Genomic DNA, 15,068 nt, shown 5'->3' with positions numbered 1-15,068 from the left:
AGGCTTACCCCATGCGCAAGTTGGTTATGTCGGTGATGTCGTTGGCCGTGTTGGCACTGGCCGGCTGCGGCCCGTCGTCGCCTTCGCAGACGACGGATGGCGCCGCCGGTGCCGGTTCGACCGCCACGGCCATCCCCGGTTCCGTCAATGGCACGATCTCGGTGCGTGGCGCGGTCCAGCCCTCGCAGAATGCGCAGCTGGTCGTCAGCCTGGTCGACGTTTCCTCCGCGCAGGCCGGCTCGGCGCCGATCGCCAGCAAGACGGCCGCCGCGGGCGCCACCTTCCCCTACGCGTTCCAGCTCGATTTCAAGCCCGCCGACATCAACCCGAACGATCTCTACGTGGTCAAGGCCACGCTCACCGATGGCGCGCGCCACTACGCCATGCCGATCCAGGCACCGGTGCTGACCAAGGGCAACAAGAACCAGGCTTCGATCGAATTGGTGGCCGAGCAGACGCCGGCCGAGAAGGATCTGGCCGACTTCAACACGCTGGTCAAGCAGATCGGCGGCATGAAGATGTCGAGCGGCACCAAGCTGGAAGACAACGCCTCGCGCGGCTGGCAGGTGTTCCGTCAGGACGGCGAGGTGAAGATGATCCGCGAGCTGGTCGATTACGGCGACAAGGGCTTCACCAGCACCGATTTCGCCTACCGCAACGGCGCGCCGTGGGTGGCCGTGCAGCAGCAGAAGTCCAGCAAGGACGCCGCACCCAACCTGACCGAGCGCGCCAGCTGGACCGAGAACGGCATGCTGGTGCTGCACGAGAAGGTGAGCGGCGGCAGCACCAGCGACCTCGATTCCGATGCGGCCGGCAGCCTGCTGCGCCAGGCCAAGGTCATCTTCAGCATCGCCGGCGGCGGCCACAAGAAGTAAGCCGGCGGCACCGTTCGCCCACGAAAAAGCCCGGCATCGCCTGGGCGTTCAGTTAATCTGTTGATGATGCAGTAAAGCCGGGCTCCCAATGGAGTCCGGCTTTTTGCTTGAATCGCCTGTCGACGGCGTCGATCCGGCATGCCGCCACGGTGGCACGGAGGAGCTCGTTGTACCCCCTCACCCGAGGTGCAGACTCACCAAAAGAGGGGACTGGCGCCAGGAAGGGTGGGGGATGGTGAAGGAATCATGGATCGGCTTGGTGCTGGTCGCAGCCGTCGTGTGTAGTCCGATGGTGCAAATTGCCATCGAGCTGACCATGCGTTGCCATCACAGCTGACCACGCCCGGCGGCTGAACTGACCAGCATCGCCTACCAGCCGACCATCTGACTGAGAGTCGCCTGTCGAACCGAAGCCACCGGTCGCGAGTGGCAGCTTTCGGAGAGGCTGCTGACTCGAGATTCGTCACCAAGTGGCGGATGCTCCCACGGCACATGTCATTGATGTGATGAGAGAGCGCAACTTGCCCACCGCGTCGCTGGATTGATGAGGCAAGGTGACGAAAGCCATCTTTTTGCCGCCGCTGAAACTCCACGGACCGAACTGCTCGGCCAGCGGAACCGACACTGGTGTGGCGAGCTGCGGATAGATCAGGGCGCCCCAGAACCTTGGGATATTGGTGGGAGCGAATCGGCTGAGGTAGGCAGCCATCTGATACAGGACCAAGCCCGTCGAGCGCAGGCCTCTCCTCGACAAACCCAAGGCGATTGGCAAAGCCGCGGGGGCCGCGGTAACCCTTGGGGTAACCCATGGAAAGGCATCAAGGAACTTTTCCAAGCACGAGATCGGTCCGCCCATCGTGCCTGGCGAGGGCTTGGCCGAGCACGAAGTGATGGCCATGCGCGAAATCCGCGCGGAGCTCTGAATGAGGTAAGCGACAGTAGCTGGCCAGCTCGGCGTGATGGTCCGCCGGCTGACTGTTCTTCCGAAGCCCGCGCCGATCACGCCTCATATCGCGCGATCGCCAGCTGAGCGAAGTCGCGAATCAGGAATCTAGGTGTCGAAGTCGAGATCGACTGACGACTGAAACCTTTCTCGGAATTCCCGCGGCGTCACCTTCAGATGGCGGTGAAATGAAAGGCACATTGCACCGCCGGAAGGGAAACCGCAGCGGACGGCGATCCGGGCTATCGTCAAGTCGCCGTCGGTGAGCAGCTTTCGCGCGGCGTCGATTCGCTGCAATTGGACATAATGAGCCGGCGTTATTTTGACGGTTTCGGTAAAACGTCGAGCGAAATTGCGTGGACTCATTGCAGCACGCTCAGCCAATTTATCAACGGAAAGGTCGCCAGTCAGGTTTGCCGCGATCCACTTGGTAATTTGGCTGAATCGGTCACTTTCCGTCACGCGAATTTGCGCGGCTAATTCCTCACTAAACTGTGACTGACCACCGGGCCGCTTGAGGAACACGACAAGCTCTCGCGCCACCTGCAAGGCAATCTTCCGGCCCATATCCGTCTCGACCAGCGAAAGGGTGAAATCGATCCCGGCCGAAATGCCGGCCGAACTGTGGTATTTGCCATCGGTGACGAAGAGCGCGTCGCTGTCGACTGTGACCTGTGGAAATTGCGCGCTGAATTCCTCGCAATGCGCCCAGTGGGTGGTTGCTCGCCGGTGGTCGATGGCGCCGGTGGCAGCAAGCGCAAACGCACCCGTGCATATCGAGCCAACACGCTCGAAACGGGAGCACATGGTGGCCAACTTCATGATCAGGTCGGGGTCGCGGCTGGCAGCGCGGGCACCGGGGCCCCCGGCTAACAGCAACGTATCGCCCGTCAGCGCGTCACCAAGAAAACCAAGTGAAGCGGAGACGGGAATTCCGGATGTCGTTGCCAACAGCCCAGATCGAGAGCCTGCCAGCAAGACTTCGTAACGCTGCGGACGGCCGTTCAGCGCAGCGATGCTGTTGGCTGTCGACAGCACATCGATAGGCCCAGCGATATCCAGCAATTGTGCGGGCGGAAAGCCAACAACTATGACGCGATGCGGAGGAACCATGGGTGGGAATCTATCGCCGATCTGTTCTTGGCAGAAAAGGTAGGTTATTTGTCATTCCCGCCAAATGCAAACCACCTATGCTGAGGATGTCAATGTTGGCGGTGAGGCCGTGATGATGCGTTCCCCTTTGAATTCCTTGAAGTCTCTGTTCCTTATCGGCATCACTTGCGCGGCGTTCGGCGCCTGTCCGAGTGGTTACGCTGCCGGCCGTGGCGCGGCGCCGCAAAAACAGATTGCCATGGCCGTCTCAAACTCCACGTGCAACACCTTGCCGATTCTGACATAGGCTGTTGCGATGAGAACGTACAACGAACTGACCCTGGAAGAGCGAGTGGAGATTCAGCGCCGCTTGGAGGCGGGTGACAGCCTGCGTGCCATTGGCCGCTCGCTGGGACGTGCGACGAGCACGATCAGTCGCGAGCGCCGCCGGGCACGTGTCGACCCGGCGAACTACAAGGCGCAGGCGGCGCATCAGCGTAGTCGGGAATGCCGGAGCAAACCGCGCGTGACGCGAAAACTGGACGACCCTGCGCTGTGGGAAACCGTGCAGGCGCTGTTGCGGGCACGCTGGTCGCCGGAGCAGATCGCCGGGATACTGGCGAGGGCCTTTCCTGACGCGGCGAGCTATCGGGTGTCTCACGAAACGATCTACACCGCGGTGTACCTGGTGCCGCGCGGCGAACTGCGCAAGGAGTTGATCGACTGCCTGCGCCAAGGCCGCAGCACGCGCAAGCCACGCACGCGCGGGATGGATCGACGCGGCCAGATACCGAACATGCAGAGCATCCACGTACGTCCACCGGAAGTGGCGGATCGCTTGATTCCCGGACACTGGGAGGGCGACCTGATCAAGGGCGCCGGCAACCGTTCGTCCGTGGGGACACTGGTCGAACGCACCAGCGGCTTCGTGGTGCTGGCCAAGATGAGCAGCGCCAGCGCAGCCGACGTACTGGAGAGTTTTGGCAAGGCGCTGAAGAGCATCCCTGAAGCCTTGCGCAAGACGCTGACATACGACCAGGGTAAGGAGATGAGCTACCACGACGCCCTGACCTTGCGTACCGGCGTGCAGGTGTACTTCGCCGACCCGCACAGCCCCTGGCAGCGCGGCAGCAACGAGAACACCAATGGCCTGCTTCGACAGTACCTGCCCAAGGGCACCGACCTGTCGGTCTACAGCCAGGACGAGCTCAACCAGATCGCCCTCAGCCTCAACACCCGACCGCGAAAGCGTCATCAATTCCGTACCCCGCTGGAGGTCTACAACGACCACCTGAGGCTCGCCGAAGCAAGCGCCGGAACAATTCATTGATCATGTTGCACGTGGACCTTGAAACCGCCCATCCTTTTATTCGACGGTGTCGACGTCATTGACTTCGCGGCCCCCGAAGACATTTTTTCTAATGCTGGAATGAAGGTCTTCACCGTCAGCGCAAGCGGCGGAACGATCACGACAGCTGACGGGTTGAAGGTCACCCCGACCTATAGCTATGCAGCGGCTCCGAAAGCCGACGCGCTCGTGATTCCCGGTGGCGGGACCAGCCGAATCGAAAAAGACACGACGACTTTGGCCTGGATCAAGCAGCGCTATGCAGACGGTGAAACCATCATGTCGGTATGCAACGGTGCCTTCACTCTGGCGAATACCGGGTTGCTGCATGGCATGAAGGCGACCACCACCTCCGGCAATATCGATGCGCTAAGAAAGGCGCATGCCGATATCGATGTTGTACGAACGGCGCGAGTGGTCGACAACGGCCGGATTATTACGACCGGCGGCTATTCCGCCGGGATCGATGGCGCACTGCATCTGATCGCTCGCATGGCCGGCGACGGCAAGGCGCAATGGACCGCCGAATTGATTGAGTACGATGCACAGCCGGAAGGGAGCTTTCTGCCGGCCACGCATGGCTTTCATGTCATGCACCAGACTCTGGGCAACGAAAATCTGACGGGTTTCGGCCACATCGATACGTTGGTCAGCACTGCAGGCGATGCCAATCGCTGGCGCTATGTGTGGCTGGTGCATTCCAAACTCGGCAATGCTGATCTTGCCGACCGTATCGACCTTGCGCTGGCGGACGAACGCAAGGAAATGCAAGGGATGGATATGAACGGACCGTACACATCCTCGCCTGGGCATCATTGGATCTTTATCGACACAGATGGAGAAACATGGAGGGAAAAGCTCGAAGTCTCCGGCGCCGGCGAAGCTGGGCAGCACCTGGTCGCGCTGAGTGTCGAAAAGGCGGGAAAATAGGAGGCGAAACATGTCCTTTCACATAGGTCTTCTGGTCTTCCCGGATGTCCAGCAACTTGATCTGACCGGCCCCTACGAGGTATTCGCCAGCGCACCGGATACGATGGTCCATCTCTTGTGGAAGGACTTATGGCCGATCCGGTCGGCAACTGGTTTGCAGCTTATGCCGACCACGACGTTGGATACATGTCCTCCTCTGGACATGCTGATGGTCCCCGGCGGACGTGGAATCAACGCGCTCATGCGGGATGAAACCGTCATCCAGTTTCTGCGGAACCAAGCCTCGCATATCCGTTACCTCACCGCAGTCTGCACTGGCGCGTTGGTGCTGGGCGCCGCCGGTCTGCTGATCGGCCGAAAAGCGACGACACACTGGTCCTCTCACGATCTTCTCGAAAGACTCGGGGCACGCCCTGTCAAGCGGCGCGTCGTTCGTGATGGCAATCTCATCACCGCTGGCGGCGTCACGGCTGGTATCGACTTCGCGATCAGCATAGTCGCGGAGCTCTTTGGAGACACCACGGCTCAGGAAATCCAATTGAGTTTGGAATATTCGCCGGCCCCACCCTTCCGCAGCGGCGATCCCGATACTGCAGAGAACGAAGTAGTGACCGCTGTCCGCAGCCGAATGGCATCAGTCCGCGCGGAAAGAGAGGCAATCATCAACGGCTTGCCGGTGCGCGACACGTGATCAACGCAACCGCACGAAAACCCCAGAATCACTTCCGACTGTTTTGATCCACTGTGGCGGAAAGCAAGCTTGGCGTTCCGTCGGCAATGGTGGCTAGGCGCGATGACAGCAGTGGTCAACGCGCTGACGACGTTGGGCAGTTTGGGTGCCGAAGGACCAAGGCGTTGACGTCGGACCGCTTCTGGCGAGGCGTTGCAGAGGTTGCTATCGCGAACAGCCTGAGACAAGCCTTACACCGATATCGATGTGATCCGGCACTGGTGCGTCCGAAGCGCTGATATCCATCCGGGCGGCTATGAACACCTTTGGCTTGTTGCGCGCAGCCCTTGGTGGGGCAGGTTGGCTCGGGACCAGCCCAGAGGTAATTCGTCAGGCGAGCGACTTCTTCGGCGACACCGTGGTTGCTTTTCAGCGCAAAGGACTCGTTGCATACCTTGCGGATGGCAGTTGGCGGCGGGGACCACCGCCGCGGCTCATCACGTACGGAGACTCGTCCTTTGCGGCTTAGGACCCTCCGTGTGAAATCCCTGGCGGGCGTCCAAAGTTATCGCGGGCAGGATTCCGAGAGAAGTTGACCTGCAGCGTACCGGCGGGCGGCGGCACACGCTGTGGCCGCCTCGCTTCGTAGCTAGCTTTCGGCACGAAAAAGCCCCTGATGCTCGATCAGGGGCTAGGGGTACCACCTCGAAAATCAACAGCTAGTCGGAACGGCTAGCGGCATCGCCGGGCTTTTTTTATTGCGATCATCCTGATCGCGAAGATCAAACGGGCGGCCGTCCATGGCCGCACTATTCATGCGCTGGCTTCAGAAGGCGTACTTCATGCCCAGGTTGACGCTGTTGTACTTCTGGCTGTTGTCGCTGAAGCGGCCGCTGTAGCCCACCCAGCCGCTGAGGCGCGCGTTGAACTGCGCGGACAGGCCGAGGTCGGCGCTGCCCCAGGTCTGGTCGGGCACGTAGCCGGTCAGCGCGAAGCTGCCGTTCATGCTGTTCAGGCCGGCGGTGACCGTGCGCGGATCGTTGGCCTTGCTGTCGTGGTTCCAGGCGATCTCGGCATACGGGGCAAGCAGCATGCTGCCGGCCTGCCACTGGCCCTGCACGCGCCAGCCGATCGTGCCGATCAGCGCATCGCGCTGCTGGCGGCCGAACCACATGGCGGTGCTGTCGCTGCCGTCTTCGCTGTAGCCACTGACCTTGACCGTCTGCCATTCGGCGGTGGCGAACGGGCCGGTGCGCAGGCTGCCCAGGTTGAACCACCAGCCGCCGGTGAGGCCGGCGCCCAGATGCGAGCCATCCGCCTTGCCGGTTTCGGTGCGCGTGGCGGTGCCGATGACGAGGGTGCGGTCGATGTTGCTGAAGTTGGACTGGCCGAAGTCGGCATAGCCGCCCACGTAACCGCCGCCCTGGTGCCAGGTGAGGTAACCCAGGCCGCTCACACTCTGCAGCTTGTAGCCGCCGCCGGTGGCGAAGCCGGCGTTGTTCTGGCCCACGCCCAGCGCGATGCCGGCCGAGAGGTTGTCGCCCATGCGCGCATCCACGCCCAGGGTGAGGCCCACGTTGTTGCTGGTGGTCTTGGGCGAGCCGGCCTGCGCGTCGAAGCGCTGGTGGCCGTAGTCCACGTTGACGAAGGCGCGGCTGTCGCCGCCGGTGCTGTCGGTGAGCATCTGGCTGCGGATGGCGCGGGTCTGTGTCTGCGTGGCGGACAGCGCCGACTCACCCATGAGCGACAGCTGGCCGGGCGCGGCGATTTCGCCGAGCACCACCTCGGAGAGCATCTTGTGCGCCGCCGTGGTGGGGTGCACGCCGTCGGCGAACAGGTAGGTCTGGTCGGTGCCGGCCGCATAGGTGACCGGCGCGCCCGAGCCCTGTGGGCCGCACTGCACCGAGCTGCCGCTGCCGCCGGTGCAGGCCGGTGCGGTGACGTTGCTGAAGCCATAGGCCGACGGATTGGCGATCACCTCGTTGATGAGGCCGTAGGTGTTCACCGGAATGATGTTGAGCCCCTGCCCGCTCAGCTGGCCCAGGCCCGCGTTCAGCGTGCCGTTGTACAGCGTGGCGAGCTGGGTGGCGCCGGCCGAGACGGCGGCACCGCCGGCCAGGGCCTCGGGCGTCGCGCCCATGTTGGGCAGGTTGTAGACCACCACGTAGCGCGCGCCGCTGGCCTGCATCTGGCCCAACAGGCCCAGCTCGGTCTTCGCCGCGTTCACCGTGCCGGCGGCCAGCACGTTGGGATCGGTGGAGGTGCCGGTCAGGTAGAAGATGTCGTTGGCGCCGCCCCAGACCTGGAACAGCGCGTTGCCGTCGGCATGACCGCCGTTGGCGGCGAGGTACATCTGGAACTGCTGCGGCAGGGTGGGCACCGGGGCCACGCCCTGCACCACGCCGGCGCCGCCGAAGGCGTAGTCGGTGCCGCCCAGCAGCGAGGCCTTGATCGGCAGGCCCAGGCCGGTGGCGACGTTCTCGGCGGTGGTCGTGCCCGGGTTGGTGGTGAAGCGCATCGGCGCGGGCGAGCCCATGGAGAGCGAGAGATTGCCGGCGTCGCTCAGGCTGTCGCCGAACACGACGACGTTGTCGAAGGTGGTCGCGGCGGCAGCGGTGCTGAACAGCAGGGCGGCGGCGATGGCGCCCACCAGGTGACGGGTACGAAGCATGTGGAGACTCCTCGGCCGGGATGGCCTTGTTAGCAGCGCGTTACGTTACGGCATTCCATACGTTACCGCATGCTGCAATGCAATTCCGTTTGCAATGGTTCAGCCTCGGCGTCGGTGAGGAATTCAAACGCCGTCGCCGGACGTGCCTGGCATGCTGCGCGTCGTGAAAACCAGAGCGTCGGGCGAACCTCATGACCGACGTTTTCGCGTCGTGCGTCGCCGTCAGGCGCGCCGCGCGGCGATTGCTGCAGGCGGGCGATTTTTCACCGCTGCTCAGAGCCGATGAGGATTTCCGCTTCCTGCGGAAATCCTCATCGGCGCGTCCGGCGCAGATCCATACGCGCCTCCGCGGGTCAATCACTTGCGTGATCGACCCGCGACCGGCCATCCGTGGCCGGGCTGAGAGTTTGGAATACTCGCGAACGCTCAGCGCTTGGTTGCCCGTGCCATGGCGTCGGCGAAGGCGCTGTTGGCGGGAGCCGGCGCGGGTTTGGGCTGGCCGCTGCCGGCGCGTGGGCCGCGGCCATCGCGCGCGCCGCGCGCGTCGCCGCCAGCGCCCTTGTCGCGCGTCTGGCCCGGCTCGTCGTCCAGCCGCATCGAGAGCGCGATGCGCTGGCGCGGCAGGTCTACCTCCATCACCTTGACCTTGACGATGTCGCCGGCCTTCACCGCGTCGCGCGGGTCTTTCACGAAGGTGTGCGACAGTGCGGAGACGTGCACCAGGCCGTCCTGATGCACGCCGATGTCGACGAAGGCGCCGAACGCGGCCACGTTGGTGACGCGGCCTTCGAGGATCATGCCGGGCTTGAGATCCTTCACGTCCTCCACGCCTTCGGCGAAGCTGGGCGCGACGAACTCGGGTCGCGGGTCGCGGCCGGGTTTTTCCAGCTCCTTCAGGATGTCACGCACGGTGGGCAGGCCGAACTTTTCATCGGTGTACTGCTCGGCCTTCAGGCTGCGCAGGAAGCCCAGATCGCCCATCACGTTGCGCACCTCGCGGCCGCATTGCTGGATGATGCGCTCCACCACCGGATAGGCTTCCGGGTGCACGGCGGAAGTGTCCAGCGGGTTGTCGCCGCCGGGCACGCGCAGGAAGCCGGCGCATTGCTCGAAGGCCTTGTCGCCCAGGCGCGGCACTTTCAGCAGCGCCTTGCGGTTGGCGAACGGGCCGTTGGCGTCGCGGTGCTTCACCACGTTCTCGGCCACGCTGGCGGAGAGGCCAGCCACGCGCGACAGCAGGGCGGCGGAGGCGGTGTTCACGTCCACGCCCACTGCGTTCACGCAATCCTCCACGCGGGCATCCAGCGCACGTGCCAGCTTCACCTGATTCACGTCGTGCTGGTACTGGCCCACGCCGATCGCCTTGGGTTCGATCTTCACCAGTTCGGCCAGCGGATCCTGCAGGCGGCGCGCGATGGAGACGGCGCCGCGCAGGCTCACGTCCAGCTCGGGGAATTCCTTGGCGGCGAGTTCGGAGGCCGAGTACACCGAGGCGCCGGCTTCGCTCACCACGATCTTGGCGAGCTTGTGCTCGGGGTGGCTCTTGGCCAGGCCCTTGATGAGTTCGCCCGCGAGCTTGTCGGTTTCGCGCGAGGCGGTGCCGTTGCCGATGGCAATGAGATCGACGTGGTGCTTCATGCACAGTCGCGCCAGCGACGCCAGCGATTCGTTCCACTGCCGGCGCGGCTCGTGCGGGTAGATGGTGTCGGTGGCGAGCAGCTTGCCGGTGGCGTCGACCACGGCCACCTTGCAGCCGGTGCGGATGCCGGGGTCGAGGCCGAGCACGGTCTTGGCGCCAGCGGGCGCGGCCAGCATCAGGTCCTTCAGGTTGTCGCCGAATACGCGGATGGCTTCGTCCTCGGCGCCTTCGCGCACGCGGCCGAACAGATCCAGCGTGAGGTGCAGGTGCAGTTTCACGCGCCAGGTGAGGCGCACGGTTTCGCGCAGCCAGGCATCGGCGGCGCGGCCGCGATCATGGATGTTGGCGTGCGCGGCCACGCGGCCTTCGCCTTCAAGGTGGCCTTGCTCGGCGTCCAGCGCGGGCTGCAAGTCGAGTTCGATGATGCCCTCGTTGCGCGCGCGCATCAGCGCCAAGAGGCGATGCGAGGGAATCTTGCTTACGGCTTCGACGTGGTCGAAGTAGTCGCGGAACTTGGCGCCTTCGGCCTCCTTGCCGGCGACGACTTTCGCGCGAATTTGGCCCTTGTCCCACAGCCAGTCGCGCAGCTCGCCCACCAGATGCGCATCCTCGGCGATGGACTCCATCAGGATCGCGCGGGCGCCATCGAGCGCGGCGCGCACGTCGGCCACGCCTTTTTCCGCATCGACAAAGGATTCGGCGAACGTTTCCGGCGTCAGCGTGGGGTCGTCGCGCAGGCCGACGGCCAGCGGCTCCAGCCCCGCCTCGCGGGCGATCTGCGCCTTGGTGCGGCGCTTGGGCTTGTACGGCAGGTACAGGTCTTCCAGCACGGACTTGGTGTCGGCGCCGAGGATGTCGGCCTTGAGCTGATCGGTGAGCTTGCCCTGTTCGGTGATGCTGGCGAGGATCGCGGCGCGGCGGTCTTCCAGCTCGCGCAGGTAGCGCAGGCGCTCTTCCAGCGTGCGCAGCTGGGTGTCATCCAGCCCGCCGGTGACTTCCTTGCGGTAGCGCGCGATGAACGGCACGGTGGCGCCGCCGTCGAGCAGGTCCACCGCCGCGCGCACCTGCTCGGTCTTGGCGGCGATGTCGTGGGCAATGCGTTGTTCGATGCTGAGCATGGGGCGAAGCGTGTCCTTGGCGTGGAGCGAGCCGGCGATGATAGCAAGCAGTCGGCGTCGTCCCGGAAATGAAAACGGCGCCGGGAGAACCCCGGCGCCGTGCTGGCGAAGCAGCGGGTCAGGCGCTGAACGAGTTGCCGTGGGCGCCGGGTTTGGCCGGTGCGTCCTTGAACTGGCTGGCACGGCCGTTGAGCACGAGGGTGCTGCAAATCATGTCGTGCAGGCCCTGCTTGCGCGCCGTGAAGGCCACCATCAGGAAGCCGATGCCAATGATGAGGATGTCGAGAATCTTGGCAAAATAACGTCCGATGGCGCGCCCGAAGCCGATGCGACGACCTTCCAGATCGGTGACGCGGATGCCCAGTGCCAGCTTGCCCACCGTGGCCTGCCACGACGAGCTTTCACAAATCGCGAAATACAACACGGCAATCACCAGGCTGATCAACATGGCTGGCCATGCGGCGGCCAGGTAGTGCATTTGCGCCGCGTGCATGACTTGCAAGTCGCCGGGCGAGCCTTGAATGGCCGTCGTCATGACCTCCTTCGCGGCACTGGCACCCGTGAGTTTCTCGATCAGTGTCTGCGGAATCCAAAGGATGATGGCGTCGATGATGTAAGCCGCCACGCGCTTCCAGAAGCCGGCGTAGTCCTCCAGCGCGGCGGCGGTGGTTTGCGGCAGGCTGGCCGGGGGCGGCGGCGTGCCGGCGACGGCGCTGTCCGGGTCGGGCATCGCATCGGGGAACAGCACCGACAACGGTTGCCAGTCGGCGAGGCCTTCGCGCCAGGCGAGGTCGCTGCCGCTGACCTGGCCGATCTTCAACCATGCGCGCACGTCGTCTTCCTTGTAGGGGCCGTGGCGCTCGCCGTTGCGGCCGATCCAGATTTCCATTGCCTGCTCCCCATGCTGGTTAGGTTTCAAGGCGTCATGATGCCATGAGTTCGGGCGGGTGCCGCATGCCCCTGGTTCGCGCCGCCAAGGGCAGGAGCCCGCTCGCGGGCGATGCCCCTGCTCTGGTGCATCCACGCAAAAGCATCGCCCGCGAGCGGACTCCTGCCGGCGGGGGTGATGCGAGGCGGTGGCGTCAGGCGGCGTGGCGCTTCAGGTGCACCAGCAGCAGCGAGATGGCGGCCGGGGTGACGCCGCTGATGCGGGCGGCTTGGCCCAGGGTAGCGGGCTGGCTGCGCTTGAGCTTCAGCAGCACTTCGGCGGAGAGGCCGCGCACTTTGTCATAGTCGAAGGCGGCGGGGATGGCGGTCTGCTCGTGGCGGCGCGCTCGCGCGATTTCCTCGCGCTGACGTTCCAGATAGCCCGCGTATTTGGTCTGCACTTCCACTTGCGCGGCCACGTCGTCGCGCTCCACCGCCGGGCCGAGTTCGGCGACGGTGACGAGTTTCGCGTAGTCCAGCTCGGGGCGGCGCAGCAGGTCCAGCGCGTTGGTTTCGCGGCTGAGCGCGATGCCGAGCTGGCGCTCGATGGCGGCGCCCAGCGTATTGGTCGGCGCGGCCCACAGCGCGGCCAGGCGCTGGGTTTCGCGCTCCACCGCCGCGCGTTTGGCGCGCAGCGCATCGAACCGCGCCTGCGGCACCACGCCCAGCGCGTGGCCTTGTTCGGTGAGGCGCAGGTCGGCGTTGTCCTCGCGCAGATGCAGCCGGTACTCGGCGCGCGAGGTGAACATGCGGTAGGGCTCGATGGTGCCGTTCGTGGTGAGGTCGTCGATCAGCACGCCGAGGTAGGCCTCGTCGCGGCGTGGATACCACGGTGCCTTGCCCTGCACCGCCAGCGCGGCGTTGAGCCCGGCGATGAGTCCTTGCGCGGCGGCTTCCTCGTAGCCGGTGGTGCCGTTGATCTGGCCGGCGAAATACAGGCCGCCGATGGCCTTGGTTTCTAGCCACGGGTTGAGCCCGCGCGGGTCGAAGTAGTCGTATTCGATGGCATAGCCGGGGCGGGTGATGTGCGCGTGCTCGAAGCCCTTGATCGACTGCACCAGCGCCAGCTGCACGTCGAATGGCAGCGAGGTGGAGATGCCGTTGGGGTAAATCTCCTGCGCGTCCAGTCCCTCGGGCTCGATGAAAATCTGGTGCGAGGGCTTCTCCGCGAAGCGCACCACCTTGTCTTCGATCGACGGGCAATAACGCGGGCCGATACCTTCGATCTGGCCGGTGTACAGCGGCGAGCGATCCAGCGCGCCGCGGATGATCTCGTGCGTGCGCTCGCTGGTGTGGGTGATCCAGCAGCTGACCTGGCGCGGGTGCTCCTCGCGCGTGCCAAGGTAGGAGAACACCGGCGCCGGCGTGTCGCCGTACTGCTCTTCCAGCCCGCTGAAGTCGATGCTGCGGCGGGCGATGCGTGGTGGCGTGCCGGTCTTCAGCCGATCCGCCGCCAGCGGCAGTTCGCGCAGCCTCGAAGCCAGCGCGCTGGCCGGCGGGTCGCCAGCGCGGCCACCGGCGTACTGGGCGGGGCCGATGTGGATCTTGCCGGCGAGAAAGGTGCCCGCCGTGAGCACGATGGATCGGGCGCGGAAGGCAACGCCCATGTGCGTGACCACGCCCGCTGCGCGGCCGCCTTCCAGGATCAGGTCGTCCACCGCCTGCTGGAACAGATCCAGGTTCGACTGCGATTCCACGATGTGGCGGATCGCCGCCTTGTACAACGCACGATCGGCCTGGCAGCGGGTGGCGCGCACGGCCGGGCCTTTGGAGGCGTTCAGCGTGCGCCACTGGATGCCGGCGAGATCGGCCGCGTGCGCCATCGCGCCGCCCAGCGCGTCGATCTCCTTCACCAGGTGACCCTTGCCGATGCCACCGATCGCCGGATTGCAGCTCATCGCGCCCACCGTCTCGATGTTGTGGGTGAGCAGCAGGGTGCGCGCGCCGGTACGCGCGGCGGCCAGCGCGGCCTCGGTGCCGGCGTGGCCGCCGCCGATCACGATGACGTCGTAATGGGTAGGGTGCTGCATGGGGCTGGGTCTCGGATCGGAGGCGCCGGATGGTTAGCCGGAGTCGCCACGGATGTCGCGCATGGTATCGCGTGGCGGCCTGCCACGGGCTGGCCTGGAAGTTGCTTTACGTTCCCCCGCACTTTCACGAGTACCGGCTGCGCAAATTGCGCGTCGGGGCCGGGCGGACAGGGGTCTGGCCACGCGTCGCGGAAGGAAGCGGGACGGCGCCCTTCGGGGCGCCGTCATTTTTTCCGGAGCCAAAAAACATCGCCCCGCACTTGGCGGGGCGATGTTTATGCAGATCTGGCGCCCGGCGGTCACAGGAACAGGGGGAATCCAGGATGACCTTGGTGCCGGGCGCCAGAAACCGTGAAACCTGCCTGCCTGACCGGCGCGGATGGCCAGGCTGGGTGGGTCATCCTCGCCGCGAATGGGTGAATGCGCCCTGACTGAAACGGAAGTTTCTGCCCATCCGTGGCAACTGGTGACGTACCGCGTCAGTTTCCGCTGGTGACCAAAACGCGGGTGTGATGAGCTTCGCACCTTGGCACGACTGGTGCAGGAATGTTGGCGAACACGGTCAGGGAGCCATCGTCATGAACCTCAATGCCAGCTTTGAAAAGTTCTTCCCGCACCACGATCTGCTGGTCGAGATTGGCAAGGTGGAGATGGCGATGGAAACCCTGCAGCGCCACGCCGAGCAGGAGCGCGCGATGTTGCAGCCACGGCTGGAGTCGCGCATGGTGAGGTTGTGCACGGCGCTGCAGAGCTTGCCGGCATAGGCGGCGCCGCGCGAGGCGCGAGCCTGACGCGATGGGTGGGCCGGTGCGCGTGAGTGCACGG

11 protein-coding genes are annotated in these 15,068 nt (G+C 64.8%); 5 read left to right on the top strand and 6 right to left on the bottom strand.

The genetic code is table 11. The features are described 5' to 3' along the window. Nucleotides 1-11: 11 nt before the first annotated feature. Nucleotides 12-875: a YbaY family lipoprotein gene (locus AC3WQA_RS09790; RefSeq protein WP_492674872.1), complete on the top strand. Its 864-nt coding sequence runs from the start codon at nt 12-14 to the stop codon at nt 873-875. 463 nt (nt 876-1,338) lie between these two features. Here the strand turns inward: AC3WQA_RS09790 and AC3WQA_RS09785 are convergent, their stop codons facing one another. Together AC3WQA_RS09785 and AC3WQA_RS09780 are read right to left on the bottom strand one after the other, a co-directional pair. After that, a complete protein-coding gene (locus tag AC3WQA_RS09785) occupies nt 1,339-1,773 on the bottom strand; it encodes a hypothetical protein (RefSeq protein WP_492674871.1) in 435 nt (144 codons plus the stop codon). Nucleotides 1,774-1,926: 153 nt separating this feature from the next. After that, the gene (locus AC3WQA_RS09780; protein ID WP_492674870.1) at nt 1,927-2,931 is read right to left on the bottom strand and encodes a GlxA family transcriptional regulator; all 1,005 of its coding nucleotides are present in this window, start codon (nt 2,929-2,931) and stop codon (nt 1,927-1,929) included. A gap of 295 nt (nt 2,932-3,226) precedes the next feature. Between AC3WQA_RS09780 and AC3WQA_RS09775 the strand changes: the two genes are divergently transcribed. Genes AC3WQA_RS09775 through AC3WQA_RS09765 form a run of 3 tightly spaced genes read left to right on the top strand, consistent with a single transcriptional unit; the run spans nt 3,227 to nt 5,879 of the window. Beyond that, entirely contained in the window at nt 3,227-4,240 is a 1,014-nt protein-coding gene (locus AC3WQA_RS09775) for an IS30 family transposase (protein WP_492673427.1), read from the top strand. 18 nt (nt 4,241-4,258) lie between these two features. After that, nucleotides 4,259-5,188 carry a DJ-1/PfpI family protein gene (locus AC3WQA_RS09770; protein WP_492674869.1) on the top strand — a complete coding sequence of 310 codons (930 nt, stop codon included), beginning with the start codon at nt 4,259-4,261 and terminating at the stop codon, nt 5,186-5,188. A gap of 10 nt (nt 5,189-5,198) precedes the next feature. Then, nucleotides 5,199-5,879 (top strand): DJ-1/PfpI family protein, encoded by a 681-nt coding sequence (locus tag AC3WQA_RS09765; protein ID WP_492674868.1) that lies wholly within the window; start codon nt 5,199-5,201, stop codon nt 5,877-5,879. Nucleotides 5,880-6,684: 805 nt separating this feature from the next. On the opposite strand, the gene AC3WQA_RS09760 is transcribed toward AC3WQA_RS09765, so the two are convergent. The 4 genes from AC3WQA_RS09760 to mnmG form a co-directional block, all read right to left on the bottom strand. Then, a complete protein-coding gene (locus tag AC3WQA_RS09760; RefSeq protein ID WP_492674867.1) occupies nt 6,685-8,529 on the bottom strand; it encodes an autotransporter domain-containing protein in 1,845 nt (614 codons plus the stop codon). 426 nt (nt 8,530-8,955) lie between these two features. Further along, nucleotides 8,956-11,286 carry a Tex family protein gene (locus tag AC3WQA_RS09755; protein WP_492674866.1) on the bottom strand — a complete coding sequence of 777 codons (2,331 nt, stop codon included), beginning with the start codon at nt 11,284-11,286 and terminating at the stop codon, nt 8,956-8,958. Between the two features lie 118 nt (nt 11,287-11,404). Continuing rightward, a complete protein-coding gene (locus tag AC3WQA_RS09750; RefSeq protein ID WP_492674865.1) occupies nt 11,405-12,175 on the bottom strand; it encodes an RDD family protein in 771 nt (256 codons plus the stop codon). A 193-nt stretch (nt 12,176-12,368) separates the two neighbouring features. Further along, entirely contained in the window at nt 12,369-14,243 is a 1,875-nt protein-coding gene (mnmG, locus tag AC3WQA_RS09745) for a tRNA uridine-5-carboxymethylaminomethyl(34) synthesis enzyme MnmG (RefSeq protein WP_492674864.1), read from the bottom strand. Nucleotides 14,244-14,821: 578 nt separating this feature from the next. Here mnmG and AC3WQA_RS09740 point away from each other — a divergent pair. Beyond that, nucleotides 14,822-15,007, top strand: a complete 186-nt coding sequence (locus AC3WQA_RS09740; RefSeq protein WP_492674863.1) for a hypothetical protein — start codon at nt 14,822-14,824, stop codon at nt 15,005-15,007. Nucleotides 15,008-15,068 lie beyond the last annotated feature (61 nt).

It is taken from the genome of Rhodanobacter sp. FW106-PBR-R2A-2-24, assembly GCF_058789615.1.
The sequence above is the reverse complement of the archived record's forward strand: the minus strand, read 5'-3'. Positions and strand labels throughout refer to the sequence as shown.

Excerpts from the sequence above, each read along its gene's own strand:
- AC3WQA_RS09775 (WP_492673427.1), top strand. The coding sequence starts at position 3,227 with ATGAGAACGTACAACGAACTGACCCTGGAAGAGCGAGTGGAGATTCAG.
- AC3WQA_RS09760 (WP_492674867.1), bottom strand. The coding sequence starts at position 8,529 with ATGCTTCGTACCCGTCACCTGGTGGGCGCCATCGCCGCCGCCCTGCTG.
- AC3WQA_RS09785 (WP_492674871.1), bottom strand. The coding sequence starts at position 1,773 with ATGGCCATCACTTCGTGCTCGGCCAAGCCCTCGCCAGGCACGATGGGC.
- mnmG (WP_492674864.1), bottom strand. The coding sequence starts at position 14,243 with ATGCAGCACCCTACCCATTACGACGTCATCGTGATCGGCGGCGGCCAC.
- AC3WQA_RS09790 (WP_492674872.1), top strand. The coding sequence starts at position 12 with ATGCGCAAGTTGGTTATGTCGGTGATGTCGTTGGCCGTGTTGGCACTG.
- AC3WQA_RS09765 (WP_492674868.1), top strand. The coding sequence starts at position 5,199 with ATGTCCTTTCACATAGGTCTTCTGGTCTTCCCGGATGTCCAGCAACTT.
- AC3WQA_RS09780 (WP_492674870.1), bottom strand. The coding sequence starts at position 2,931 with ATGGTTCCTCCGCATCGCGTCATAGTTGTTGGCTTTCCGCCCGCACAA.
- AC3WQA_RS09755 (WP_492674866.1), bottom strand. The coding sequence starts at position 11,286 with ATGCTCAGCATCGAACAACGCATTGCCCACGACATCGCCGCCAAGACC.
- AC3WQA_RS09750 (WP_492674865.1), bottom strand. The coding sequence starts at position 12,175 with ATGGAAATCTGGATCGGCCGCAACGGCGAGCGCCACGGCCCCTACAAG.
- AC3WQA_RS09740 (WP_492674863.1), top strand. The coding sequence starts at position 14,822 with ATGAACCTCAATGCCAGCTTTGAAAAGTTCTTCCCGCACCACGATCTG.